The organism is Bacteroides mucinivorans (assembly GCF_034654355.2).
Taxonomy (GTDB): Bacteria; Bacteroidota; Bacteroidia; order Bacteroidales; family Bacteroidaceae; genus Bacteroides; species Bacteroides nordii.
In genome coordinates this window covers 2407101-2433235 of the sequence record NZ_CP178179.1, presented here as the reverse complement: position 1 = coordinate 2433235, position 26135 = coordinate 2407101, and the positions used below count along the sequence as shown (strand labels likewise).

At 39.8% G+C, this 26135-nt stretch carries 22 protein-coding genes; 6 read left to right on the top strand and 16 right to left on the bottom strand.

Translation table 11 applies throughout. The features are described 5' to 3' along the window. Positions 1 to 6: 6 nt before the first annotated feature. The gene (locus VCM39_RS08910; RefSeq protein ID WP_221650181.1) at positions 7 to 933 is read left to right on the top strand and encodes an RluA family pseudouridine synthase; all 927 of its coding nucleotides are present in this window, start codon (positions 7 to 9) and stop codon (positions 931 to 933) included. A gap of 175 nt (positions 934 to 1108) precedes the next feature. Here the strand turns inward: VCM39_RS08910 and VCM39_RS08905 are convergent, their stop codons facing one another. Beyond that, on the bottom strand, positions 1109 to 1510 hold the full coding sequence (locus VCM39_RS08905; protein ID WP_221650180.1) for a hypothetical protein: 402 nt from the start codon (positions 1508 to 1510) through the stop codon (positions 1109 to 1111). A 10-nt stretch (positions 1511 to 1520) separates the two neighbouring features. Next, positions 1521 to 1940 carry a hypothetical protein gene (locus VCM39_RS08900; RefSeq protein ID WP_002559847.1) on the bottom strand — a complete coding sequence of 140 codons (420 nt, stop codon included), beginning with the start codon at positions 1938 to 1940 and terminating at the stop codon, positions 1521 to 1523. A 114-nt stretch (positions 1941 to 2054) separates the two neighbouring features. Between VCM39_RS08900 and VCM39_RS08895 the strand changes: the two genes are divergently transcribed. Then, entirely contained in the window at positions 2055 to 3695 is a 1641-nt protein-coding gene (locus tag VCM39_RS08895; protein WP_322933053.1) for a B12-binding domain-containing radical SAM protein, read from the top strand. A gap of 24 nt (positions 3696 to 3719) precedes the next feature. Here VCM39_RS08895 and VCM39_RS08890 read toward each other — a convergent pair whose 3' ends face one another. Next, complete coding sequence (locus VCM39_RS08890; RefSeq protein ID WP_322933054.1) at positions 3720 to 5507, bottom strand: glycoside hydrolase family 88 protein; 1788 nt, start codon at positions 5505 to 5507, stop codon at positions 3720 to 3722. A gap of 436 nt (positions 5508 to 5943) precedes the next feature. On the opposite strand from VCM39_RS08890, the gene map reads away from it, so the two are divergent. Together map and rmuC are read left to right on the top strand one after the other, a co-directional pair. After that, a complete protein-coding gene (gene map / locus VCM39_RS08885; protein ID WP_221650177.1) occupies positions 5944 to 6798 on the top strand; it encodes a type I methionyl aminopeptidase in 855 nt (284 codons plus the stop codon). A 3-nt stretch (positions 6799 to 6801) separates the two neighbouring features. Then, positions 6802 to 8034 (top strand): DNA recombination protein RmuC, encoded by a 1233-nt coding sequence (rmuC, locus tag VCM39_RS08880; RefSeq protein WP_221650176.1) that lies wholly within the window; start codon positions 6802 to 6804, stop codon positions 8032 to 8034. A gap of 322 nt (positions 8035 to 8356) precedes the next feature. Here rmuC and nhaA read toward each other — a convergent pair whose 3' ends face one another. The 6 genes from nhaA to VCM39_RS08850 all read right to left on the bottom strand — a co-directional run bounded on the left by nhaA (position 8357) and on the right by VCM39_RS08850 (position 14233). After that, positions 8357 to 9670: a Na+/H+ antiporter NhaA gene (gene nhaA / locus VCM39_RS08875; RefSeq protein ID WP_289293837.1), complete on the bottom strand. Its 1314-nt coding sequence runs from the start codon at positions 9668 to 9670 to the stop codon at positions 8357 to 8359. Between the two features lie 43 nt (positions 9671 to 9713). Next, positions 9714 to 10892, bottom strand: a complete 1179-nt coding sequence (locus VCM39_RS08870; RefSeq protein WP_321028593.1) for a sodium:proton antiporter — start codon at positions 10890 to 10892, stop codon at positions 9714 to 9716. 132 nt (positions 10893 to 11024) lie between these two features. Beyond that, complete coding sequence (gene lepA, locus VCM39_RS08865; protein WP_007485882.1) at positions 11025 to 12806, bottom strand: translation elongation factor 4; 1782 nt, start codon at positions 12804 to 12806, stop codon at positions 11025 to 11027. 217 nt (positions 12807 to 13023) lie between these two features. Then, positions 13024 to 13140, bottom strand: coding sequence for an SEC-C metal-binding domain-containing protein (locus VCM39_RS08860; RefSeq protein WP_221650173.1), 117 nt, complete (start codon positions 13138 to 13140; stop codon positions 13024 to 13026). Positions 13141 to 13418: 278 nt separating this feature from the next. Continuing rightward, positions 13419 to 13619: a winged helix-turn-helix domain-containing protein gene (locus tag VCM39_RS08855; protein WP_195350289.1), complete on the bottom strand. Its 201-nt coding sequence runs from the start codon at positions 13617 to 13619 to the stop codon at positions 13419 to 13421. 155 nt (positions 13620 to 13774) lie between these two features. Beyond that, positions 13775 to 14233 (bottom strand): C-GCAxxG-C-C family protein, encoded by a 459-nt coding sequence (locus VCM39_RS08850; RefSeq protein ID WP_221650172.1) that lies wholly within the window; start codon positions 14231 to 14233, stop codon positions 13775 to 13777. A gap of 75 nt (positions 14234 to 14308) precedes the next feature. On the opposite strand from VCM39_RS08850, the gene VCM39_RS08845 reads away from it, so the two are divergent. After that, on the top strand, positions 14309 to 14716 hold the full coding sequence (locus VCM39_RS08845) for a secondary thiamine-phosphate synthase enzyme YjbQ (protein ID WP_221650171.1): 408 nt from the start codon (positions 14309 to 14311) through the stop codon (positions 14714 to 14716). A 5-nt stretch (positions 14717 to 14721) separates the two neighbouring features. Here the strand turns inward: VCM39_RS08845 and VCM39_RS08840 are convergent, their stop codons facing one another. From VCM39_RS08840 to VCM39_RS08830, 3 genes are all read right to left on the bottom strand, one after another. Continuing rightward, the gene (locus tag VCM39_RS08840) at positions 14722 to 15486 is read right to left on the bottom strand and encodes an exodeoxyribonuclease III (protein WP_221650170.1); all 765 of its coding nucleotides are present in this window, start codon (positions 15484 to 15486) and stop codon (positions 14722 to 14724) included. 54 nt (positions 15487 to 15540) lie between these two features. Next, positions 15541 to 16413 carry a methylated-DNA--[protein]-cysteine S-methyltransferase gene (locus VCM39_RS08835; protein ID WP_221650169.1) on the bottom strand — a complete coding sequence of 291 codons (873 nt, stop codon included), beginning with the start codon at positions 16411 to 16413 and terminating at the stop codon, positions 15541 to 15543. 75 nt (positions 16414 to 16488) lie between these two features. Next, on the bottom strand, positions 16489 to 17742 hold the full coding sequence (locus VCM39_RS08830; protein ID WP_221650168.1) for an Nramp family divalent metal transporter: 1254 nt from the start codon (positions 17740 to 17742) through the stop codon (positions 16489 to 16491). A gap of 195 nt (positions 17743 to 17937) precedes the next feature. On the opposite strand from VCM39_RS08830, the gene VCM39_RS08825 reads away from it, so the two are divergent. Beyond that, a complete protein-coding gene (locus VCM39_RS08825; protein ID WP_221650167.1) occupies positions 17938 to 18330 on the top strand; it encodes a hypothetical protein in 393 nt (130 codons plus the stop codon). Positions 18331 to 18407: 77 nt separating this feature from the next. On the opposite strand, the gene VCM39_RS08820 is transcribed toward VCM39_RS08825, so the two are convergent. The 4 genes from VCM39_RS08820 to VCM39_RS08805 form a co-directional block, all read right to left on the bottom strand. Continuing rightward, positions 18408 to 18653, bottom strand: coding sequence for a TIGR03905 family TSCPD domain-containing protein (locus VCM39_RS08820; RefSeq protein ID WP_221650166.1), 246 nt, complete (start codon positions 18651 to 18653; stop codon positions 18408 to 18410). Then, a complete protein-coding gene (locus VCM39_RS08815; protein ID WP_221650165.1) occupies positions 18653 to 19387 on the bottom strand; it encodes a YebC/PmpR family DNA-binding transcriptional regulator in 735 nt (244 codons plus the stop codon). Before VCM39_RS08815 ends, VCM39_RS08820 begins: the two co-directional genes overlap by 1 nt. A gap of 50 nt (positions 19388 to 19437) precedes the next feature. Then, complete coding sequence (pheT, locus tag VCM39_RS08810; RefSeq protein WP_221650164.1) at positions 19438 to 21900, bottom strand: phenylalanine--tRNA ligase subunit beta; 2463 nt, start codon at positions 21898 to 21900, stop codon at positions 19438 to 19440. Between the two features lie 89 nt (positions 21901 to 21989). Continuing rightward, on the bottom strand, positions 21990 to 26042 hold the full coding sequence (locus VCM39_RS08805) for a two-component regulator propeller domain-containing protein (protein ID WP_407934708.1): 4053 nt from the start codon (positions 26040 to 26042) through the stop codon (positions 21990 to 21992). Positions 26043 to 26135: the final 93 nt, after the last annotated feature.

Here is a 26135-nt window from a genome sequence, read left to right as displayed (position 1 = left end):
GAAAAAATGGCTAAAGAAAAAAGACCCAGAAGAACCCCGGCTGAGAAAGCCCGGGCGCAATATACCGGTTATCTGGTGAAGGAACCAATGGAACTCATGGAATTCCTCGCCGCTAAAATGCCGGATGCCAGCCGCACAAAGCTGAAATCATTATTAAGCAAACGTGTGGTTTATGTAGACAATGTAATAACCACTCAGTTTGACTTTGCTTTAAAGCCAGGCATGAAAATACAGATCAGCAAAGATAAAGGCCGGAAAGAATTCAATAACCGCCTGCTGAAGATTGTGTACGAAGATGCCTTTATCATTGTAATAGAGAAAAAGGAAGGGTTACTTTCTGTGAATACCGAACGCCAGAAAGAACGTACAGCCTATACCATCCTGAATGAATATGTACAACGCTCGGGCAAACACCACCGCGTATATGTAGTACATCGTCTGGACCGCGATACATCAGGCATAATGATGTTTGCTAAAGACGAAAAGACCCAGCATACTTTGCGCGAATACTGGCATGATATTGTTACAGACCGTCGCTATGTAGCAGTTGTGGAAGGCGAAATGGAGAAGGATCACGGCACAGTAACCTCCTGGTTAACAGACCGTACACTATACGTAAGCTCCAGTCAGTACGATGATGGTGGCTCTAAATCAATCACACATTATCACACCATCAAACGTGCCAATGGATACTCATTGATGGAACTCGATCTGGAAACAGGACGTAAGAATCAGATTCGTGTACATATGCAAGACTTGGGACATCCTATTATCGGTGACGGAAGATATGGTGGCGAAGGTGTTCCCAACCCTATTGGCCGATTGGCTCTGCATGCTTTCAAACTTTGTTTCTATCATCCGGTGACAAACGAACTAATGGAGTTTGAGACGCCGTATCCGCCTAATTTCAAAAAGTTGTTTCTAAAGCAATAACCATACCATAAATTTCATCCTAAAAACAACTGAAAATCAGACTATAAAAAAGTACGTACTTTTGGGGTATAAAAGTACGTACTTAACACACTGTTAATATGCATTTTAAGTCACTGTTAAAATACTAGATTAGTAGTTGGATATTAGCAAGCTATCCAAAGAATAAATAATAACTTTAGTTTGCTTCCAACGTGACGCCGAATTCATAATCTCCATCTGCATAAAGCTCACCATAAAGGAAACGTCCGGTAACATACACTCCTCTGATTTCCAACAGAGGATAATCCGAACCATAATCCAGATATAACGTTCCCATATCTATCCACCAACGCAGATTCAGGGTAGCCGCCCTTCCGCCATCTCCATAATAGTATTGCTCATCTATGGCATAATCATTCCCTTTGAAAGTGACACCACTTTCCACATCATAAGGTCCTACGGCAAAGCCTAAATTACCGACCCACGTACGCCCAATGAGATAATCATAGATGGTTTCATCATCTTCTTCACAAGAAGAAAAGCCAACAGCCAGCATGGTCAATACCAACAGCAACTTTATAGGATTCAATATTTTCATATTCGTTATTTTATTCTTTTACAAATGTCACTTCTATACCATCCAATTTACCAGAAAGATAGTTCTGACGTACCCAGACATTATCAAAATAGTGAATCTCTCCGGCACCACGATCCAGTTTCAACCCTTCCATTTCCTGATCTATCCATTCCCAATCAAAATTATAACTTTCAGTACGTGCAGGACGTGATTCGCCGACACGATAATAGTTGAATATCTCTTGTCCGCTCCTATCTTTCGTAAATTTCAGCTGATGGACACACTTCATATTATCTTCTGTATAATTTTCCGACCACGTTTTTCCACACAACTTTTCATCACTATTACGCAAATAATCATCTGTGTAGTAAACATCGTCACCACCACAAGCATTTAAACCAAGTGTCAATACTAATAACAATATAAATCGTGCATAGTTTAATTTTCTCATATTCTTATGACTTATAGTTAATATATGACGACAAATATAGCGTTTTTAATCAACGATGTGTGAATAAAGCCTGCTTTTTTATACCTTTGCGGCCATAAACGTTAAAATTCTTGCATGAAAATTCTTTGGCTCGACTTAAATAGCTCTTATGCCCACTCCTCTTTGGCGTTACCGGCACTGCATGCTCAGATTGCAACAGATAACTCCATCGAATGGGAAATCGTATCAGCTACTATCAATGAAAATGCAGGTATGGTGGCAAACAGTATCTATTATCACCAACCGGATATCATTGCCGCTACCAATTGGCTGTTCAATCACGAGCAGTTGCTACATATTGTTTCAAGAGCTAAAGCGTTGCTTCCGCAATGTTGTGTAGTTATGGGAGGACCTGAGTTTTTGGGAGACAATGAAGCGTTTCTGCGCAAGAATCCATTTGTCAGTTGTGTGTTTCGTGGAGAAGGTGAAGAGGTATTCCCACAGTGGCTTGAGTGTTGGAGCCAACCGGAAAACTGGAATGCCATTGCCGGATTGTGCTACCTTGATAAAGAAGGAGGGTATCGCGACAATGGCATTGCCCGCGTTATGGAGTTTGCCAATCTCATTTCGCCTGAACAAAGTCGCTTCTTCAACTGGAGTAAACCATTTGTACAACTTGAAACAACACGAGGCTGCTTCAACACGTGCGCCTTCTGTGTAAGTGGTGGAGAAAAACCGGTACGGACACTCTCTATAGAGGTCATCCGTGAACGCTTAAAAGAGATCCACCGACATGGTATCAAAAACATTCGTGTACTTGACCGTACCTTCAATTACAATAACAAACGGGCCAAAGAACTACTCAATCTGTTTCTCGAATTTTCTCCTGATATCTGCTTTCATCTTGAGATACACCCGGCCTTGCTCTCCGAAGAGCTGAAACAGGAACTTGCCAAGCTTCCCAAAGGTTTGCTCCATCTGGAAGCCGGTATTCAGAGTTTGCGTGAGCCTGTGCTGGAACAAAGCCGACGGATGGGACGCTTATCCGACGCACTGAATGGACTGAAATACCTATGTACACTGCCCAATATGGAGACTCATGCCGATCTTATTGCCGGACTACCGCTGTATCATCTCTCCGAAATATTCGAAGACATACGAACCCTTGCCGAATATGGAGCAGGAGAAATACAATTGGAATCGTTAAAGTTGCTTCCCGGTACAGAAATGCGGAGAAGAGCGGAAGAGTTAGGGATTCAATATGCTCCACTCCCACCTTACGAAGTGTTGCAAACCAGGGAAATCAGTGTAGATGAGCTACAAACAGCCCGCTACCTCTCACGATTATTAGATGGTTTCTATAACACTCCTGCCTGGCAGTCTATCACGCGAAAATTGATTCTGGAAAACCAAACATTTCTACACGAACTTTTAAATCATCTGATAGAGATTGGGCTGATAGACCAACCACTGAGTCTGGAGAAAAGAGGATTGATTCTGTATGAATTCTGTAAAAAGTACTATACTGACTATCAGACGCAAGTAAGCATCGCCTGGATAGAGGCGGGTATGTCGTTAAAGAAACTTCCGGCTGAAAAAGTCAAAACCAAGCGGCAGGTTCCTCCTGAAACATGGACAATCCTCTATGGTGAATACAAAGAAACACTGCGTTTGTGCTTCTTGCCAATAAATCAGGAGGGACAAGCCGGTTATTGGTTTGGATTTGAATCGGAAATACAGAAAATCGAACCGGTTTTTAAGGCGTTCACAACATGATACGCAACATAGCAAGTATCAAAATCATTGTTTGATAACCTTAAAAACCGCATTCTGAACTTTCACAAAATAAATCCCGGTTGAAAAAGAAGATATATCAATTGTCCGGTTCCATGTTTCCATAACCTTGACTCCCAAATCATTGTATATACAAATCGTCTCACCATCATCAGTACCTTCAATATTCAAGACATCTGAAGCCGGATTCGGGTATATCGTCACAGCTGTTTGATTTTCGATCCTATTGATATCCGTTGGCACGTCTATGATATTAATACGAGTCTCTAAAATACTGTTCCATTTATTTTTAGTATTTCCCTTTCCGCTTATTCTGACATAGCGGGCTTTACAAGGACCTATGTAAAACGTCTCCCAACGATCCGTATTTCCTCCGGATTGGCCATTAAAAACTTCTGTCCAGTTTTCATCATCCGTCGAAAGCTCTATTGAAAAGTTAAACTTGCGCTTATGCCCATCCCAAAATGCAATATCAACCGTTGCTATAGTTTCTTCTGATAGTAAATCGTACTTAATCCATTGTTCACCTTCGGCCGACCAACGTGTATTGAAATCCCGATCCAAAGTCTTTTCCGGGGTATTTGTCGTACCGGTTTCATAAGTACTTGCTGTCACGTTTATGTTCACTGCCTCGATAGGCGGTTCCGGTAAATCACCTACTTCCGGCATTTCACCTTCGGCCAGTTTTACAACTTCACTTCCGGCCAACAGGAAAGCTCCGACTCCATAGTCCCAGGTCGATTCAGCATTTAAGGGATAGTTTGACTCCGGCTTGAAACCTGGTCCTTGAACATATCCTAAAAGTCCGTTTTTATGAACCGCAATCGTAGTCATTCCATTCCACGCTTTGAGAACCACAGGCAGATAAAGCTCTCTATCAAGTACTCCGTGATTTATTCCCCAGGATAAGCCATATACAAAAAGGGCTGTACCGCTTGTTTCCGGACCAGCAAGATGTTCCGGATCGGACAGATTTCTATTCCAGAAGCCATCTTCACGCTGACAGGCTTTTAAAGTTGCTGCCATTTCCGTCAGCAACTGAACATATTCCACCCTATAAGAATGATCGGCAGGCAGGTCATTCAAGACACGAACACAAGCAGCAACCGCCCAACCATTTCCACGAGACCAGCAGACTTTCTTCTTATTAGGACTCAGGCTCTTGGCAGGTACCTGCGTACTATCACGAAACCAAATGTGGTCTGTTTCATCATAAAGTTTCCAACGCGCTTTTGAATAGGTATACATAGCATGCATCCGTTCAAAATAAACGTTATCTTTATACAAATCTCCCAGTTTCGAGAAAAGAGGCATCGCCATAAAATAAGAATCTACCCACCACCAATCGTCAATAGATTCCTGCGGATTAGCAATCAAATTATCCACACACTCTTTAATGGCCTGTATCTTATACTCCTGTTTATTTTTATCCAACCGGTACAAATCAATGTAAGTTTGCCCACACACTTGCCCGTCAGCACCATGCTTGTCGGCATTTACTCCCAACGCCCACTTATTTTTTTCGGCCCATAAGGTCATATAATCAAGTAACTTCTGATCCTGATAAACCTTATAAAACTCCATACATCCTGTGAAATAAGCGGATTTTACCCAATCGTTAGTTCCTGCGGAAATTGCATTGTTGGTCATGTAATAGTTGTTCACTAAAGCCATTTGCTGAAGGACTTCCATCTTTGTAGGTAACTGCAATATAGTTGCACTAACAGATAAAATGGGCACACAACAAAAGGAAACCAGTAACTGTTTCCTCAAAATACATTTATTCAAATTCATACTACTTCTTTAATTATTCTGGTTTGTGTTTATGAAGTTTTTATAAAACGGCTACAATATACAAATCATTAAATAATTGAAAAAGATTAATCCTAAAATTTTGTAGCAGAAGGATGCTTTTTGCTGATACATTAATTATAATGGTTAACAAGGGAATAGCAGAGTCAATGTATATGAGAGATTTATTCGATTTCTATTCCAAAGTCTGGGGAATCGACAAACCCATTAATAACTTATAAACAAACCGAAGAACAATATAACTCTGATTATTAATTTAAAATTCAAAAGTTTCAATCTCCAAATTCTATAAGCAATACCTAACCGCAAATACATTCAATCGATAAAGATCGTTATTTATCCAACCGAAAGCAATTAATTACTAATATTAATTCTCTACCTTTGTACCATTGACTGAAAGATAAAATATACAGAAACAATGAAAAAGTTCATCAAGGGCTTCCGGTTCACCCCTTCTAATTACCCGGACGAGATAGAAGATAAAATTCAAAAATACAGAAAACAAGGCATAAAACTCCCTCCACGAAAGGTACTCCGTACACCGGAACAATTGGAAGGTATACGCGAAAGTGCTAAAATCAATACTGCACTGCTGGATTATATTTCCGAGAACATTCGTGAAGGCATGTCTACAGAAGAAATCGACCGTATGGTATATGATTTCACTACCAGCCACGGTGCTACCCCTGCCCCACTCAATTATGAAGGATTCCCCAAAAGTGTATGTACGAGCATCAACGAAGTAGTATGTCACGGTATACCAAGTAAAAATGAAATTCTGAGTAGTGGAGATATTGTTAATGTAGATGTTTCAACTATCTATAAAGGATATTTCTCGGATGCCTCACGTATGTTTATGATTGGAGATGTAAATCCGGAGATGCGCCGGCTGGTACAAGTCACCAAAGAATGTATGGAAATAGGCATTGCTGCTGCGCAACCCTGGGCACGACTGGGCGATGTAGGTGCCGCTATCCAGGAACATGCCGAGAAAAACGGATATAGTGTAGTACGTGATCTTTGCGGACATGGAGTAGGTATGCAGTTTCATGAGGAACCGGATGTGGAACACTTTGGCCGCCGGGGTACAGGTATGATGATTGTTCCGGGAATGACATTTACCATAGAACCGATGATAAATATGGGTACATACGAAGTATTCATAGATGACGCGGACGGATGGACTGTCTGTACGGACGACGGAATGCCGTCGGCACAATGGGAAAACATGATTCTGATAACTGAAACCGGTAATGAAATACTGACGTATTAACTCATGGAACTGATTTTACTCATTGTCACTATCATACTACTGATTGGGCTCATCATTTTAATACTGACTAAAAATAACGGGCAGGCACAAAGTGAGCAACTGCAAACTGCTTTGCGACAGCAAATGCAGGAGAACCGTGAAGAGCTGAATCGTAGCATACGCGAACTCCGCATGGAAATGACACAAGCCCTCAATCAAAGCATGCAACAAGTACAGGATGTACTGCACAAAAATATGATGACCACCGGAGAACTGCAAAGACAGAAGTTTGATACAATGGCACGTCAGCAGGAAATGTTACTAAAATCTACAGAAAAACGCCTGGATGACATGCGGCTCATGGTAGAAGAAAAGTTACAGAAAACGCTGAACGAACGTATCGGACAGTCTTTTGAGATAGTCCGGTCACAGCTTGAAAATGTGCAGAAAGGATTGGGAGAAATGAAATCTCTGGCACAAGACGTAGGAGGGCTGAAAAAAGTGCTGAGCAATGTAAAAATGCGGGGCACTTTCGGTGAAGTACAATTGGGAGCATTACTGGAACAAATGATGAGTCCCGAACAATATGATGCCAATGTCAAAACGAAGAAAAGCGGAACTGAATTCGTGGAGTTCGCCATCAAGCTACCGGGTAAAGATGATGCTAACAGTACGGTATATCTTCCTATTGATGCGAAATTTCCAAAAGATGTCTACGAGCAATACTATGATGCCTTTGAAGCAGGAGATACCGCACTGATAGAATCATCCGGGAAACAACTGGAGAATACAATCAAAAAAATGGCAAAAGACATTCATGATAAATACGTTGACCCACCTTACACAACAGACTTTGCCATCCTGTTTCTGCCCTTCGAGAGCATTTACGCAGAAGTTATACGCCGCACAGCCTTAGTAGAAATGCTGCAAAAGGAATACAAAATCGTAATTACAGGACCAACCACTCTGGGTGCCATTCTAAACAGCCTGCAAATGGGCTTCCGCACACTTGCCATTCAAAAAAGAACGGGAGAAGTATGGACTGTGCTGGGAGCGGTAAAAACAGAATTCAGCAAATTTGGCGGATTACTTGAAAAAGTACAAAAGAATCTGCAAAATGCCGGTGATCAGCTGGAAGAGGTAATGGGAAAACGTACCCGTGCCATCGAAAGAAAGCTCCGGCAAGTGGAACAATTGCCACATGAAGAAAGTCAGAAAATTCTGCCTATCGATGAAAGTGAAGGAGATGACGAATAACATAAAGAAATAAGTTTTACTTACAACAAAGAAAGCCTCCCCCCTTCTTCCGCCTTATTTTTGTAAATTCTTATAAAAAATCAAATTATTGGTCGTAGAGAAACAGTTCGTTTCTCTACGACCAACGAAGTGTTCCTCGGTGTGTTTCGGGTCGATCTTCTACGAGTAAAAATAGCATCCTATAGCAATCTCATAATCAACTATTTAACAAAATACAAGTTTGTGTATTTTTCTTACTCAACTAACATGTTCAGTTTTTTCATTTCTGTTTCTTTTTCTATTCACAAATATTTACAACAGCAAATAAAGTCGCAAAAAATAGTCATTTCTTCTTGGGTAATACCAGATAGAGTACAATATATCCTAAAGCACCTGCCAAAACCGTACCTGAAAGGACTCCGAATTTAGCCTGATTCAACAATATAGGATATGTGGAGCCGAATGAAAGATTAGCAATGAACAATGACACGGTAAAACCAATACCACCCAACAAAGAAACACCTGCTATATTCTTCCAATTCATACCTTCCGGCATAGGTGTCAGCCTGCTCTTAATAGCCAGCCAGGTAAAGAAATAAATCCCCAAAAACTTACCACACAGTAAACCTAAAGCTACTGCTATACTGACCTTTCCCATTACTTCTCCCCCTCCACTAAACACAACTCCTGCATTTACAAAAGCAAACAATGGTAGAATAATGTAATTGACTGCTCCATGAAGATTATCTTCCAAGGATTGTAAAGGGCTAATTACACGGTCGGAAGCAGACTCTACCTGTTTCAGCTTGGCAATTTGCTCATTAGTAAGAACAATGCTGTTTCCTTCCATAGTCGGGAATGTATTGATTATACGGCGGATACGCTCAATATACTTACCAACATGCAACTGAGGTTTGGCCGGAATTATAAAGGCAAACAGTACCCCGGCAATCGTACTATGAATACCTGATTGCAAGAAAAGATACCAGATAATAACCCCAATAATCAAAAAGAACAATTTATTGGTTGCTCCATGTTTACCGATAAAATAAAGTAGTACAAAAAGCAAAGCAGCTACCAGCAGATATCCATAAGCCACATGCGAACTATAAAAGACTGCAATAACAAGAATACCGCCAATATCATCGACCACGGCAAAAGCTGTCAGAAAAATTTTCAGACTTAACGGGACACGTTTCCCCAATAAGCTAAGCACACCCAATGAAAAAGCAATATCTGTAGCCATCGGAATGGCAAGCCCCTGTCCTTCCGGAGTGTACGAGGTACAAATAAACGAATAAATAAGAACAGGAATCAGCATACCACCACAGGCTGCAATAAACGGTAATACTGCTTTACGGAAAGAAGACAACTCTCCCACCAATAATTCACGTTTTATCTCCAACCCAACTAACAGAAAAAATACAGTCATCAACCCATCGTTAATAAACTCAATCATAGTCAGATTCTGACCTCCATGTGAAAGCAGGTTGAAACTTCCTATCCGAAAATGAAGTTCATGTGAAAGAAACTCCTGATAGGCAGGAGCCAACGGAGAATTAGCAATAATAGCAGCAGCTATGGCAGTTACAAACAACAAAATACTCGCCACAATATTCATAGCCGAGAAATTCCTCATTGAACGTAAGATAGTCATAATATGTGTGTTTTAGTTAGTATATGATTTAATATTATTTCTATTATTCCATATAGCTTCTCAAAGCTAGTTTTTTTACCCAGAGAACAAAGATTCCGGTTAATATTAAGTTCAGTACGATTGTGAGAACCGAAATAGCCAAAGCAGGCCCACCAAGATTGTAACCAAGAGCTATGAAAATAACCCCTGCTCCTACTTCACCACGGGTAAACATACCAATAGACAAAGCTAATCGCTCACTGAATTTGCGATCCCGATAGAAAAAGACGGGAAATAACTTTCCGATATTCGATAATAAAGAAACAATGAGCACATGAAGAGCAATCACTCCCCACGGCATCATCTCCTGTGAGCCGGTAACGGAATATTCTCCCGTTTGAGTCTCTGCAAAATTGACACCTATAAAATGAGGCATACTCATACCTACCAGAAACATAAACAGGAAAGAAATGCCGGTAGAAACTTTGCGTTCCATTGGGGTATCTATCTCTTTGTGCTTCATTATCATACCTAATATAAACGCAGGCAGCAACACTTCAATGTGAATACTTCCTTCTTCGCCATACAGACTTTTACTGATCAGATACAAAGATTGAGTAGCAATAAAGACAAGGGTAGAATAAAATAAAATTGCTTTCCAGTCCTGCCTCCAATTGTATTTGCTCAACTGTCTCCAGCCAAACAACAGTAACAAAAATACAATCAGAACGACAATGATCAGCTGCCAGCGTAAGCCAATCATCATAATCTGAAGGGGAATCATCAAAAGAATGGTATCAAGATCATCGAAAATGGCAAGTACCTGAATCTTTTTGTACATCCAACTTGCTTTGAGCCCAATGGCAGCCAGCATAGTAAAAAGGATACCGGCAGAAGTAGGAGCAGCAAAACGGCTCAGTAATAAGTTCTCTTTCCACGCTTCCCAACTATTCCAAAACTCCGGCGGAAGCAATACAAATATATAATAGAGGGCAATCAGCAACCAAGGCACAGCAGCCGTAGCCATTGCTATAAAATAATCTTCAGTGTAACTTTTCCAACGGGATTTATCGACTTCAAACTCCCTGCCTACATTAATCATAATGAAACCCAGACAGATATAAAGCAGTATATTGGAAATCGTCTTCACTACACCATATCCTTCTCCCACAAGCACAGGCAGGAACTGGGACAGGAAAAGACCTATTATAAGGAAAACCGAAAAAGACAGAACTTTTCTCATTTTGTATTGTACGTATTTAAGTAATTGCCAGGGAAAGCTCTGTGGACAGATGGCGATTACCTGGTGTATCTAAAACTATTAGCAGCGCTATTTGTTCAAGATACACCCTCTTTTAGCTATCATAAAAAAGAATTAATCAAGCTTCAGTACAGCAAGGAAGGCTTTCTGAGGCACCTCTACATTACCGATCTGCTTCATACGTTTCTTTCCTTTTTTCTGTTTTTCAAGCAACTTACGTTTACGGCTGATATCACCACCATAACATTTTGCAGTCACATCCTTACGAACCGCTTTTATCGTTTCGCGGGCTATAATCTTAGCACCGATAGCTGCCTGGATAGCAATTTCAAACTGCTGTCTGGGAATCAGTTCCTTCAACTTCTCGCACATACGGCGCCCCATATCGTAAGCATTATCAAAATGGGTCAGTGTAGAAAGCGCATCAACAGATTCTCCGTTCAGCAAAATATCCAGTTTTACGAGCTTAGACGGACGGAAACCATCCGGATGATAATCAAAAGAAGCATATCCTTTGGAAATACTTTTCAGTCGATCGTAGAAATCGATCACAATCTCACCCAAAGGCATGTTATAATATATTTCTACACGATTGCCGGAAATATATTCCTGCTTAATCAGCTCACCGCGTTTGCCCAAACAAAGGGTCATAATAGGACCGATATAGTCGGTAGTGGTGATAATGGATGACTTGATATACGGTTCTTCAATACGATCTATCATTGTAGGATCGGGCATACCACCAGGGTTGTGCACCTCAGTCATGTTTCCCTGCTTGTCGTAGATATTATAAGAAACGTTTGGCACGGTAGTAATCACATTCATGTCGAACTCACGATCAAGACGTTCCTGCACAATCTCCATATGAAGCAGCCCCAGGAATCCGCAACGGAATCCAAAGCCTAAAGCTAATGAAGATTCCGGCTGGAAAGTAAGAGAAGCATCGTTCAGCTGCAATTTCTCCAAAGAAGCACGCAGGTCTTCAAACTCTTCGGCCTCAATAGGATATACACCGGCAAATACCATTGGTTTTACTTCTTCAAACCCATCAATTGCTCTGTCACAAGGACGGGCAATATGTGTGATAGTATCACCTACCTTTACTTCTTTGGAAGTCTTAATACCCGAAATGATATATCCTACATCTCCGGTACGTAATTCCTTACGCGGAACCATATCCATCTTGAGAACTCCGATTTCGTCGGCTGCATATTCTTTTCCGGTATTAAAAAATTTCACCTTATCACCGGAACGAATCACTCCGTTTACTATTTTGAAGTAAGCAATGATTCCGCGGAAAGAATTAAATACAGAGTCAAAAATCAATGCCTGCAACGGTGCTTCATCATCTCCCTGCGGATGAGGTATACGCTCAATAACAGCAGCGAGTATTTCCTCTACTCCCATACCCGTCTTTCCGGATGCACGTATGATTTCATCACGTTTACAGCCCAGCAACTCAACGATTTCGTCTTCTACTTCTTCGGGCATGGCACTTGCCATATCGCATTTATTAATGACAGGAATAATTTCCAGATCATGTTCAATGGCCATATAAAGATTCGAGATTGTCTGCGCCTGTACTCCCTGCGAAGCATCTACAATGAGTAATGCACCTTCACAAGCAGCAATAGAACGGGAAACTTCATACGAGAAGTCCACATGTCCCGGAGTATCAATTAAATTCAGAATATACTTTTCGCCTTTATATGTATACTCCATCTGTATGGCATGGCTCTTAATGGTGATACCTCTCTCCTTTTCCAGATCCATATCATCCAGCATCTGGCCTGCGGTCACCTGTATGGTGTTGGTGAATTCCAACAGACGATCTGCTAACGTTGATTTACCGTGGTCAATATGAGCAATAATGCAAAAATTACGTATATTCTTCATTCTAAAACAACTATCTAATTATAAATAAGAACTTTATGATAAAAGAAGGATACTCTCGTAAAACATTCGTAAAACAAATGACAATATACAATAAATAACAACTCTTTTATTGGGCACAAAGATAATGAAAAATATGAGGTTTTAAAAGCTATTTTTTAATAACTCCAAAGGACTAAGTGTACTACTGTAATAAAACAAAAAGACAACTAAAACAAGGCTATCTTCCATGACAATTCTTATATTTCTTGCCGCTTCCACATAGACATAAATCATTTCGACTTATTATTCTTGATGCAGTTTTTTCTTGGATATCTTCAGAATTCTTATCTTGCAATGTTACTTTATTTTTTCCATAGAACTTATAAAAGTAGAAACAGAAGTTTTTTTTAACTTTTCATTCGAGTCTTCTATTTTTTTTTGAACTAACTCTAAATATTTACCATTTGGATATTTTATCAAATACTCCATACTGGAAGTTAGAAAATCCGTACCAGATTCATATCATTTGCCTTTATTTACAATAAAATTTTGCGAATCATCTATATAAAAAAATGCGCTGATAACATTCAGAAATGTATCAACGCATTTTTTATGGGTAAGTGATTTACTCTCTTAGTTCAATTTAATGAAAAGTTCACCTTCAATTTCCTGAGTAGAAACTTTGTCTTCTCTTAGCAACCAACCAAGACCCAAGAACAAGTCTTTGTCTACCAGCTTAGTTACTTTCTTGATTTGCTTAGCGGTCAGACCTTCTGTACCGTCCAGTGCATTCCAGATTTTACCTGCAATTTCACCTGCTTTTTCTTTCAACATTTGCTTTAGAAATTTTAGTTAAACATGATGTAAAAACTTACAGCCTCTCAGCTTTCAGGTTTTATTTCAGCTGCAAATATAGTTATATTTATGTTATATAACACTTTATTAGGCGTTTTTTTACATAATCTGTAATAAAAACGGCTTTTTAAAAGCTATTTCAGATGTTTTTCGAGATATTCTGCCCAAATTCGGGCAGCCTCTTCTACCATCCTGGAACACGGACGTTTAGCATAATATTGCTCAGTTCTTTCTTCAGGAACTGATGACAAAAGAGGTTTCTTCTTCAAACCTAATAGTTCGCCACAGTTCAATGAACCATTCCTTTTCCTGAACTCAGCAGCAAGTTCCTGTACCAAAGCATAATTAGCAGCTTTCCCTTCTTTATCGGCTCCGTCAGTTGCCCCTGTTTCCAGTCCGGCCAGCAGAAACATACCGCAAGCAGCACCACAAGTTTCTCTCATACGGCCAATTCCCCCTCCGAAAGAGGCTGACATACGAAAAGCCTGTTCTTCGGTAAATCCATACATATCAGCAAAAGCAGCCACTACAGACTGAGAACAATTATAACCGCTCTTGAAAAGTTCAACGGCACGTTGTATTCTATCTTCCATTTTTGTTTCTATTATTTATTTGTGCAAAAGTATAAAAAAGTATCTTTGCAGGCATAACTAAAATGCAGTAATATAATGGCTACAACCTTTGATATACAATTGCCACACTACTCACGTGGTTTTCATCTGATAACCCGTGACATTGTATCACATTTACCTGAGCTCCCCGAAAATGGATTGCTTGTAGTGTTTATCAAACATACTTCAGCAGGAATTACAATCAATGAGAATGCAGATCCGGATGTCCGTAAAGACTTCCAGACCTTCTTCAATAAGTTGGTTCCGGATGGAGCACCTTACTTCATTCATACCCTGGAAGGACCAGACGATATGAGTGCACATATTAAAGCGTCATTAATTGGCAGTTCAGTCACAATCCCTATCAAGAACCACAAGTTAAACCTGGGTACCTGGCAGGGAATTTATCTGTGTGAGTTTCGTGACGGAGGAGACAGTCGGAAACTAAGCATTAGTGTACTCTAATGTAATCAGTCCTTTACTTCCAACACCATCGGACAATGATCAGAGTGTACCGCTTCATTCAATATACAGGCACTCTTCAGCATCGGGCGTACAGGTTCACTTACCATACAGTAGTCTATACGCCACCCTTTATTCTTTGCACGTGAATTGAAGCGATAACTCCACCAGGTGTACTCTTGCTTTTCGGGATACAATGTGCGGAAAGAATCAACAAAACCAGCAGAAAGAAAGCGAGTCATCCATTCCCGTTCCTCTGGTAAGAAACCGCTATTCGTAGCATTACGGACAGGATCATGGATATCTATCGCTTCATGACAGATATTGTAATCTCCGCAAAGAATCAAATTGGGACGGGACTTTTGCAATTCTGTTACATATTTCTGAAAAGCTTCCAGCCATACCATTTTGAATGCCTGCCGTTCATCACCACTCGTCCCTGAAGGATGATATACACTCACAACTGATAAATCACCAAAATCGGCACGAATAAAACGTCCCTCATTATCATACTCTTCGATTCCCATTCCATATTCCACATGATCGGGTTCACGACGGGTAAGGATAGCTACACCACTGTAGCCTTTCTTTTGTGCTGAATATAAATAGCCCTTATATCCCAATGCCTCAAAAGCTTCTCCGGGATATTGTTCTGGTTGCAATTTGGTTTCCTGCAAACAAAGTACATCCGGCTGTTCTTGTGCCAACCACTCAGGCAAACCTTTTGAAACTGCGGCACGCAAGCCATTCACATTATAAGTTATTATCTTCATAAGATGTTTATATTTACAATCGAGAATCCTGAGTTCACAAGATTTCTACGAATATTAGTTATCAGTCATTAGACGATTTCTTTGTTCTTCTATCTTAGCGGCTTCCCATCCTATCATAGCAGTTTTGCGAGTCAATCCCCAATGGTACCCTCCCAAGGCACCGGTAGAGCGAATGACACGGTGACAAGGAATTAAGAATGCTACCGGATTGTCTCCTACTGCTGTTCCTACAGCACGGGATGAACCGGGACTATCCAGATAGTTAGCAATGTCTCCATAGGTGGTCAATGTTCCCATTGGTATCTTCAGTAACGCCTCCCAAACCTTCAATTGAAATTCCGTACCACGCAAATGTAGCTTTACCTCATTGAGATTTGTCCAGTCCATAGAAAAAACAGCAAGGGCACGTTCCTGAAATTCATCGGGATGCTTCTCGAACGTAGCGAACGGAAAGTGATGTCCCAGTTCTGCCAATGCCTGTTCCCGATCGTCACAAAAAGTCATATAACATACTCCTTTGGAAGTAGATGCGACTAATATTTCACCAAAAAGAGTTTTGGCAAAACGATAGTTTATGGTCAATCCTCTGCCACCAACTTTATATTCTCCGGGAGTCATTCCTTCAATATGAATAAAAAGTTCGTGCAATCGCCCCGTCCCCGAAAGCCCGGTTTCAAAAGCAGCATCAAAAATACTTCCCTGCCCTTCTTTCAAGATTCTCTTAGCACGATTTACACTGATATATTGCAGGAATTTCTTCGGACTCACTCCTACCCATTCTGTAAATAGCCGCTGAAAATGATAAATACTTACATTCGCCTCCTCCGCTATATCAAATAACGAAGGCTGCTCCTGGTAGTTTCGGGTAATATACTCAATGGCGTCTGCCACGCGGGCAAAATTAATCTCGTCTTGTTTATTACTCATAATTATTAAGTTTTACCGGGTAAAATTAGTACTACCATTCAGCAATGGCAACCTGTTTCTTGCTATCTTATCTTTTCAGGAAAACAACAACATGATATTCAATACAGATACTACTACTGCAATAGCATAAAGCACAAATGTACTCCAACGACTATTCACATAATTGCCCATTACTTTCCGCGAAGAAGTTAACCCGACTTGCAAAAATACAGTAAACGGCAATTGAATACTCAACACCATCTGTGATATAATCAATCCTTTGAAAGGATCACCAATAAAAAATATCAGTAGCAAAGCAATACCTAAAGAGAGAATAACGCCCACCTGTGAATGACTATCCTTTATATGATACGATTCACCAAAGATCCCCGCAAAAATAGATCCGGCAGCCATTCCACTGGTTATGGTAGAAGAAATTCCCGCCATCAACAGAGCCAAAGCAAACACAATAGCGGCATTACTGCCTAACAAAGGCTCTAATAATGATTTTGCCTGCTGCAACTCCTCTACCTGTATTCCACTTTTAAAAAAAGTAGCAGCAGCAAGCAGAATCATCGCACTATTAATGGCCCATCCGACGATCATTGAAAAAAGTGTATCGAATAATTCATATTTAAGAACCTTCCGGATAGAAGTATCATCTTGCTTATTATATTCATGGCTTTGTATCACCTCCGAATGAAGAAACAGATTGTGAGGCATTACTACCGCTCCAAGCACACTCATAATGATAAGCATACTCCCTTTCGGAATGGCAGGCGTCACCCAACCTTGCGCAGCTAACGGCCAGTCTATATCTACAAGAAACAACTCATAAATAAACGAAAGTCCAATAACAGACACAAAAGCAATAATAGAACGTTCTATCTTTTTATAGGAATTGGTAAATAACATAACAGAAACGAAAGCCGTGGTCAATACAGCTCCCCAGATTATAGGGATATCAAGCAGCATCTCCAATGCAATGGCCCCCCCAAGAATCTCAGCCAACGAAGTAGATATAGAAGCTAATACAGCCGTCCCAAGGATAGGACGTGATACCCATTTGGGGGCATATTGAGTAGCAGCCTCTGACAAACAAAGTCCGGTTACAATACCCAAATGCGCTACATTATGCTGAAGTACGATTAACATGATGGTAGACAGCGTTACTACCCATAATAAGGAGTAACCAAACTCAGAACCAGCGGCAAAGTTAGAAGCCCAGTTACCCGGGTCGATAAATCCTACAGTGACAAGTAAGCCGGGACCGATATATCTGAACACATCCAGTCCCCCTAAATAGCGTTTATGGTCTTTACGCTTTAAATCCTTAAATATATTCCGCATAATAAAGTTCTGTTCTTTTTTCTTTAATGTTTGCACAAAATTACGATTAAATGCTATCAAAAACAATGTTTAATCTGGTTTTGTTGAAAGGTAGCAATCTACCTTAATGATAATAAATAAAACAATCCAGCCGTTTGTTCTGTTCATCAAAAACCCTTATCTTTGAACGTTATTTAATTTAAAATAAGACATTATATGAAAAAAATCCTCTCAGCAGTTTGCCTTACTGTACTTACATTAACCTCTTGCCAGCAGGCAAAACAAAAAGTATTCGAGATTGCTTCTCAAGAAGTAAATAAACAATGTCCTATGACTATAGACGAAATGACAAGAATGGACAGTACCAGTTACACAGGTGGTGATAACACATTTACCTACTATTATACCCTCACGGGTACTGCTGACGATCCTACTATTGCAGAGGCTACTCAAAAGCAATTGGCAGAAAGTCTTCCGGAAATTATCAAAAACACGGATGATCTTAAAATATACAGAGAAATGGATGTAACTATGCTGTATGTCTATCTATCAGACAAGACTCATCAAGAGCTGTTTCGTGTTAAGATAACACCGGATCTGTACAAATAAAAAAAAGAATTTCTATCAAATAAAAACGGAGGCACTTAAAAATAGTGTCTCCGTTTTTATTTGATGCTATATTAATTTCAATATCCCATTTCGTGCAATGCTTTGCATAACTGATCGGGACAGGAAGTTGGACGGCCACTACACCGGATACCCTCCAGTCTGGTAATCACCTCCTCTACTTTCATCCCCTTCACTAAACGGGAAACTCCCTGTAAGTTACCATTACATCCACCCCAATAGGCCACTTCTTTCAGAATACCATTCTCTACATCGAGTTCAATATTCGTACTACAAGTACCCTGGGTTCTATAGACATACTTCATTATTCTCCGTCCTCAGGCGCCGGTTTCATATTAGTATATACATTCTGAACATCCTCGTCATCTTCAAGGCGTTCTACCATCTTATCAATAGTAGCACGTTGTTCGTCATTCAGTTCTTTTTCGTCATTCGGAATACGGGTAAATTCTGCAGCCTTTACCTCAAAACCATTGTCTTCAAGATATTTCTGAATCTGAGCAAATGATTTAGGATCACCATAAATTGTGATTTCTTCCTCATCCTCATCATATTCATCCTCTACTCCGTAATCGATCAGTTCAAGAATCAGTTCATCCATTTCCAATCCTTCTTTCTTGGCAATAGTGAACATAGATTTCCAACTGAACATAAAATCGAGGCTACCGGAAGTACCCAATGTTCCACCAAATTTATTGAAAACACTACGTACATTAGCTACAGTACGGGTAGTATTATCAGTTGCAGTTTCTACAAATACAGCAATACCAAATGGACCATATCCTTCATAATTCATTTCTTTATAGTCCTTCTGATCTTTACCCATTGCATTTTTGATAGCGCGTTCCACGTTATCCTTCGGCATATTCTCACGTTTTGCAGTAGCAACAACTGCACGCAGGTGCGGATTATTTTCAGGATCCGGCCCACCGGCTTTTACAGCAATAGCAATCTGTTTACCTATTCTCGTAAATGTACGGGCCATATTACCCCATCTTTTCAGCTTGGTAGCTTTTCTATATTCGAACGCTCTTCCCATTGGTCTATATTTTAATTATTAATTTTAAATTATTAATTTCCACAAGATTTCTATCTCAGTTTCGCATTTAGCTTTTCTTCCAGATTCTTCACTAGCTTAGACATGATTTTGTCAATCATCTTATCGTTAAGTGTCTGTGACTCGTCCTGCAACAAGAAACTCACTGCATACGATTTCTTACCGGCTTCCAGATTCTTACCTTCGTACACATCGAAAAGTTCTACCTCTTTCAAAAGTTTCTTCTCTGTTTCATACGCTATCTTTTCAATCTCAGCAAACTGAACATTCTTATCAAGCAACAATGCAAGGTCACGTTTCACAGCCGGAAATTTGGATATTTCCTTGTAACTGATCTTCACTGAACGAATAGCTTTCATCAGTTCTTTCCAGTCAAAATCAGCATAATACACTTCATTATCAATATCAAATGCTTTCAGCAACTTCTTCGTTACGACACCAAATGTAGCCAGACGTTTTCCACCCTTTGTATTAACAGAAAGAGCAGCTGCAAATATATCATCAGTCAGATTACCCACTACAAGATTGTGTAAATCAAGTCCCAGGCGTTTCAGTATATTCTCTACATAAGCCTTTAACTCATACACCGAACTGTTTTCATCTGCATGCGCCCATGAGTTTGAAACTCTCTTGCCTGTCACCCATAACCCAAGGTGATAATCTTCCGCATATGCAGCCAATGTCTTTTCCGGATTCTTCTTATCGGCATCAAAGTAATAACAATTACCGAATTCAAAGAATTTCAAATCGGCATTCTTACGATTGGCATTATGAGCAATACTCTCAAGACCACCAAATAACAATGTCTGACGCATACTGTTCAAATCAGCACTCAACGGATTCATCAACATTACCAGATGATTAGAGGGATAAGTTTCCAATCCATCATAGTAGGCAGCACGAGTCAAAGAGTTATTCAATATTTCATTAAACCCGCAACCAACCAATTGTTCAGCAACCAAATTTTGTAATTTGTTTGATTTATCCGCATCACCTTTAGTTGTCAGGCTGGACTTCAATGTAGAAGGAATTTCCACATTATTGTATCCATAGATACGAAGGATGTCTTCAATCACATCACAATCACGTTGCACATCTACACGATAAGGAGGAACAGCCAATGTCAAACCTTCAACTGTTTCATTTGTAATCTTCATCTCCAGACTGGATACAATACTTTTAATTGTTTCCACCGGAATTACTTTGCCCACCAACGAATATATTTTCTCATACGCAAGCTCGACTACAAAATCCTGTGCAGGTGCAACGCAAATATCTTTAATCTCACTGGAGATTGTACCTCCCGCCAGTTCTTTCACCAACAAGGCAGCCAGTTTCAGACAGTAGATAGTAATATTAGGATCGATACCTCTTTCAAAGCGGAACGAAGCATCAGTATTTAAACCATGACGACGGGCTGTCTTACGCACCCATGTAGGATGAAAATAAGCACTTTCGATAAATACATCTGTTGTAGTTTCTGTAGAGCCGGAATCCAATCCGCCGAATACACCGGCAATGCACATAGCTTCTTCCTTATTGCAGATCATCAGGTCACGTTCGTTCAACTTACGTTCCACACCATCCAATGTCACAAAAGGAGTACCTTCAGGCATTGTTTTCACAATTACTTCCCCACCCTTGATTTTATCTGCATCAAAGCAGTGCAACGGTTGTCCGAAAGCATGAACAATATAATTGGTGATATCTACTACATTATTAATAGGCCGCACACCAATGAGGTGAAGTTTATTCTGCAACCATTCCGGGCTTTCTTTCACAGTCACACCCTTTACAGTCACACCGGCATAGCGAGGACATGCTTCACTATTCTCTACTGTTACCTTAATATCAAGATCATGATTTTCTACGGCAAAAGCCTCTACTGATGGGCGCTGTAATGTAGCCTGTTTACCATTCTGAATAAGATAAGCATACAGATCACGAGCCACACCGTAATGAGAACAAGCATCTGCACGATTTGGAGTGATATCTACTTCAAGTACGTAATCACTCTTTACATTATAGTAATCTTTGGCCAACGTACCCGGAACAGCATCTTCCGGCAATACAATGATACCGTCGTGGGAGGTTCCGATACCAATTTCATCCTCTGCACAGATCATCCCGATAGATTCCACACCACGGATTTTTGATTTCTTTATAGTAAAGCATTCATCACCGTCATAAAGTTTCGTACCTAATGTGGCAACTACTACTTTTTGTCCGGCAGCTACATTAGGAGCTCCGCACACAATCTGAGTAGGTTCCCCATTTCCCAGATTTACTGTGGTGATGTGTAAGTGGTCTGAATTAGGATGCTCCACACATGTCAGCACTTCGCCAATCACGAGTCCTTCCAAACCTCCTTTAATGGTTTGAACTTCTTCCACGCCCCCTGTTTCCAGTCCGATGGAAGTAAGCGCAGCAGCTACTTCATCAGGTGTCAGATCGAAGTTAACATACTCTTTCAGCCAGTTATAAGAGATATTCATATCATTAAGTTTTTATTGTTTCCAAAAAGATTCGCAAAGTTAATAAGTTTTTTTGGTTGGCAGGGAATTAATATGTAGAAAATTAACTTTCACCACTTTCCTTTGCTATATTCTCCCGGCGAACAACCTACATATTTCTTAAAGCTGGTTGTGAAATAAGAAGGACTGCTGAAACCCACCATTACACTAATTTCTGCAACAGTATAACGCCCTTCTTTCAGCAAAGCACACGCTCTGTTAAAACGTATTTTTCGTACAAAATCAGTGGTAGACTCTCCTGTGATAGCCTTCATTTTCAAGTGTAATGCAGTGCGCCCCATTCCCATCTCAGAAGTAAAATCTTCTGTTAAGAATTCCGGATTACTCATATTGGCTTCAACAACATCCACTGCCTTTTTCAGGAAAGCCTCATCCAATGCATTAAAAGTCATTTTATGCGGATCAACTTCCAATGACTTTGCATAATGATCAAGAATGCGATAACGGGCACGTATAAAGTTCTGTATCTTCAGTATAAGTATACCCATCACAAAAGGCTTAGGGATATAATCGTCTGCTCCTGTCTGTAAACCTTCTAATTGATGTTCGATTTCTGTTTTTGCAGTTAACATCAACACAAAAATATGACACGTACGAATATTCCTTTTTATCAGTTTTGTTAACTTCACCCCGTCCATTACAGGCATCATTACATCTGTAATGACTACATCTACCTCTTGTTCATTCAGGAGCTTCCATGCTTCCTCTCCGTTAGTAGCTTCACAAACCTCAAATAAGCCTCTTAGTTCTTCCGCCAAATATCGTCTGATATCTTCATTATCTTCAACAATAAGTACTCTTTCTTTCTGCTTAATGGTATCCTTTGTATCAGTATCTGTTTCTTTCTCATTTATCTCTTTCACCTCATACTGAACACCATCCGGCAATACATTGCCCTTTTCTAGCATTGCTTGTTCTGCTTCGTCCGACATCCACTCGTCTTCTCTGTATACAACTATATTTTGCGGAATATATACCGAGAACACAGAACCTTTCCCCACCTCACTCTCCAAAGTGATTGTTCCATGATGAAGTTCTATCAGTTTTTTAACCAGGGATAATCCGATTCCACTTCCGTTTCCACCCTCGTGAACCTGATAAAAACGCTCAAAAATCTTCTTCTGATTCTCTTGAGTAATCCCTATCCCGGTATCAACAACCTGCAATAGCAAACAATTATTCTGTTCACGTACCTTTACCGTAATACTTCCGCCATCACCTGTATATTTAAAAGCATTAGAAAGCAGGTTGTTAATTATCAATTCCAGATATCTGGCATCAAAGATCCGCTCATTATCATCTATTTCAACATATAGATTATAATCTATTTTCCGGCTGCGTGCCAATCGTTCAAAAGACATAAACGCATCACTTATCAACCTACAAATATTGCCCTTTTGAACTTTAAGACGGAAAACTCCCAATTCAGCCTGACGATAATTCATTAACTGGTTTACCAGACGTAGCATTTTCTTTCCACTTTTCTGAGCATATTTCAGTTGTGTACGAGTCCACTGATCATCAATTCGGGCAAGTACCTCATGCAAAGGTGCGAGAATAAGGGTCAACGGTGTACGTAGTTCATGAGACATATTAATAAAGAAGTGTATCTTCATCTGATTCAACTCTTCTTGTCTTTCCTTATCTTTTCTTTCCTGCTCTATCTGTGCCTGCATTATTTTACGTTGCCAAAAGTAACGAAAGACAAAAGCCGCTACTGCCAAAGCAAAAATAATAAACAGTAGAATGGCCCACCAGGTTTTATACCACACAGGTAATACTACAATTTCCAACCGGGTAGGTTGTTCATTCCATCTCCCATCATTATTGGCAGCTTTTACAAGAAAATGATAAGTCCCGTCGGGAAGGTTTGTATAAGATACCGTTCTTCTGTCCGAAGATATATACCACTGTTTATCATACCCATGCAATTGATAGGCAAACGTATTATGTTCTCCCGAAATATAATTGGAAACCACAAAATCTATAGAGAATGAAGACTGTGAGGATGTAAGCGTTATCTTGTCCGTCTCACTTATATTTTTCTGTAGAATACCCGTCTCATCATCCGGACGAATAGAACTTCCAAATAACTGAAAATCTGTAATCATCACCGATGGTGTATAAGGATTATCCATCAGTTTTTCCGGAATAAATGTCGTTATTCCTTTAATACCTCCAAAATACATTTGTCCATCCGATGCATGACAACAAGATAGCATATTGAATTGATTATTCTGCAAGCCGTCTACTCCCGTATAGTTCCTGAAGATTTCCGTTTCAGTATCCAAACAACTCAATCCTCTGTTAGAGCTTATCCATAACCGACCGAAAGTATCTTCCATAACTCCACAGATCACATCATTAAACAGCCCGTTCCGCTTCGTATAACAATTCACCTGACCGGTATTATCATTATATTTATATAACCCTTCCCTGCTTCCAATCCAGAACATCCCATCATGTGCTTCATATACACAACTAATATAACTGTCATTCAAAGGTGAATCTTTGGGGATAACGTATTGTAACTGTAATTCTTCTCCAATTTGACGATAGACCTGCAATCCATTTTCTCCTCCCATCCATATTCTTTGTTTCGAATCTCTGAACAAAACCCTAATCCGTCTACCCTGGAAAGGAGCACCATCTTTCTGCCTTGAAACAGCTACAGACCTTCTCTCTTTAATCCGGAATCTGGCCAAAGTATTTAATGTACCGATCCATAAAGCATCTTCTCCGTCAGGAATAATGGCATACACATTCTCATCCGAAAGTCCACTGTTGTAATATTCCATTTCACCCGATCTCCGATGAAGAATCGCCAATCCACCTGCATGTGTTCCAATAAACACCAGATCATTCTTTTCATCAATATAGATTGCCTTGATATTATTAGCACTGACCTTCTGATTGTTTTTTTCTACTTTCAGGGAATAAGTAGTAAACTTTTTAGTTGTTGTATTATAGAAATTCAGTCCACCACCGTCGGTACCAATCCATAAATTCAATTGAGCATCTTCCACTATACAATTGACAACATCACTACTCAATGAATTCTGAAACGGAATATGCTTCATATTACGAAAACGGTTTTTCAAAGGATGGTAATAGTTCACCCCTCCCCAGAAAGTCCCCAGCCACATCCCTCCTTGCATGTCCCTAAAGATACAACGAACTGAGCTTTGAGAAATACTTTCGGGTTGTACAGGATTGTTTTTATAAGAAGTAAACGAGTCATTCTCTTCATCATAGATAGATAATGCTTCAAATGTTCCTACCCACAAGCGATTCTGCTCATCGAACCTTAAAGCGCGAACATAATTCGATGCTAAACTCCGTTTATCAGACGATATATGCCGGTAGTTTTTCCTCTCTCCTGTAAGAGGGTTTATCTTATACAATCCTTCTCCTTCAGTCCCTACCCACAAACAATCGGCAGCACTTTTCCAAACCGTATTAACCAGTCTTTTATTAAACGGGCCATACACTAAACTTAGTTTAGATTCTGTCGGACAATACGTAAACAAACCTTCCCGGGCACCTACATATATAATCCCATCTTGTTTCATCAACATCGAAAGTAACATGGGACCTTCAATATGGGACAATGACACCTCTTTAAAAGAAGTTTCTTTTATATCAAACAAAAACAAAGCTCTTTTCGTAATCAAAAGTAAATGGTCCGGATCTGCTTCCACAATTTTCATAAACTCTTGCCTCTGTCCCTCCTTTAAATATTCAAAATTTATGAAATAATCTTTCTCTTCGTTGTAATACGACAAACCGTTTCTTGTGGCAACCCAAATTCTTCCTTTACTGTCAGTCAGAATAGAGTGAATAATGTTATTTGCTATAGAAGTACTATCTGTTACATCATGTTGAAACACGGTACAAGTATATCCATTATATCTATTCACTCCATCATTAGTAGCAAACCACATATTCCCTTTTGTATCCTGAGTTATATCAAAAACAGTGTTTTGGGAAAGCCCCTTTTCTGTTCCGATATGTGTAAATACGACCTCATTCATATCTACTACCGAATGGAGAGAAGCTGAAAAAAGAAGAAGAAAAGTGAATAGCAGGCTGATTTTTCTCATCATAGTATTATTGTCTGTAAATAGTGTGACGTAAATATATCGATTTGGAATTCTTTTATGAAAAAGAGATCGTAGAAAACGTAAGAAGACATC

Coding starts and splice junctions, on each gene's coding strand:
- VCM39_RS08910 (WP_221650181.1), top strand. CDS start 7: ATGGCTAAAGAAAAAAGACCCAGAAGAACCCCGGCTGAGAAAGCCCGG.
- VCM39_RS08905 (WP_221650180.1), bottom strand. CDS start 1,510: ATGAAAATATTGAATCCTATAAAGTTGCTGTTGGTATTGACCATGCTG.
- VCM39_RS08900 (WP_002559847.1), bottom strand. CDS start 1,940: ATGAGAAAATTAAACTATGCACGATTTATATTGTTATTAGTATTGACA.
- VCM39_RS08895 (WP_322933053.1), top strand. CDS start 2,055: ATGAAAATTCTTTGGCTCGACTTAAATAGCTCTTATGCCCACTCCTCT.
- VCM39_RS08890 (WP_322933054.1), bottom strand. CDS start 5,507: ATGAATTTGAATAAATGTATTTTGAGGAAACAGTTACTGGTTTCCTTT.
- map (WP_221650177.1), top strand. CDS start 5,944: ATGAAAAAGTTCATCAAGGGCTTCCGGTTCACCCCTTCTAATTACCCG.
- rmuC (WP_221650176.1), top strand. CDS start 6,802: ATGGAACTGATTTTACTCATTGTCACTATCATACTACTGATTGGGCTC.
- nhaA (WP_289293837.1), bottom strand. CDS start 9,670: ATGACTATCTTACGTTCAATGAGGAATTTCTCGGCTATGAATATTGTG.
- VCM39_RS08870 (WP_321028593.1), bottom strand. CDS start 10,892: ATGAGAAAAGTTCTGTCTTTTTCGGTTTTCCTTATAATAGGTCTTTTC.
- lepA (WP_007485882.1), bottom strand. CDS start 12,806: ATGAAGAATATACGTAATTTTTGCATTATTGCTCATATTGACCACGGT.
- VCM39_RS08855 (WP_195350289.1), bottom strand. CDS start 13,619: ATGTTGAAAGAAAAAGCAGGTGAAATTGCAGGTAAAATCTGGAATGCA.
- VCM39_RS08850 (WP_221650172.1), bottom strand. CDS start 14,233: ATGGAAGATAGAATACAACGTGCCGTTGAACTTTTCAAGAGCGGTTAT.
- VCM39_RS08845 (WP_221650171.1), top strand. CDS start 14,309: ATGGCTACAACCTTTGATATACAATTGCCACACTACTCACGTGGTTTT.
- VCM39_RS08840 (WP_221650170.1), bottom strand. CDS start 15,486: ATGAAGATAATAACTTATAATGTGAATGGCTTGCGTGCCGCAGTTTCA.
- VCM39_RS08835 (WP_221650169.1), bottom strand. CDS start 16,413: ATGAGTAATAAACAAGACGAGATTAATTTTGCCCGCGTGGCAGACGCC.
- VCM39_RS08830 (WP_221650168.1), bottom strand. CDS start 17,742: ATGCGGAATATATTTAAGGATTTAAAGCGTAAAGACCATAAACGCTAT.
- VCM39_RS08825 (WP_221650167.1), top strand. CDS start 17,938: ATGAAAAAAATCCTCTCAGCAGTTTGCCTTACTGTACTTACATTAACC.
- VCM39_RS08820 (WP_221650166.1), bottom strand. CDS start 18,653: ATGAAGTATGTCTATAGAACCCAGGGTACTTGTAGTACGAATATTGAA.
- VCM39_RS08815 (WP_221650165.1), bottom strand. CDS start 19,387: ATGGGAAGAGCGTTCGAATATAGAAAAGCTACCAAGCTGAAAAGATGG.
- pheT (WP_221650164.1), bottom strand. CDS start 21,900: ATGAATATCTCTTATAACTGGCTGAAAGAGTATGTTAACTTCGATCTG.
- VCM39_RS08805 (WP_407934708.1), bottom strand. CDS start 26,042: ATGAGAAAAATCAGCCTGCTATTCACTTTTCTTCTTCTTTTTTCAGCT.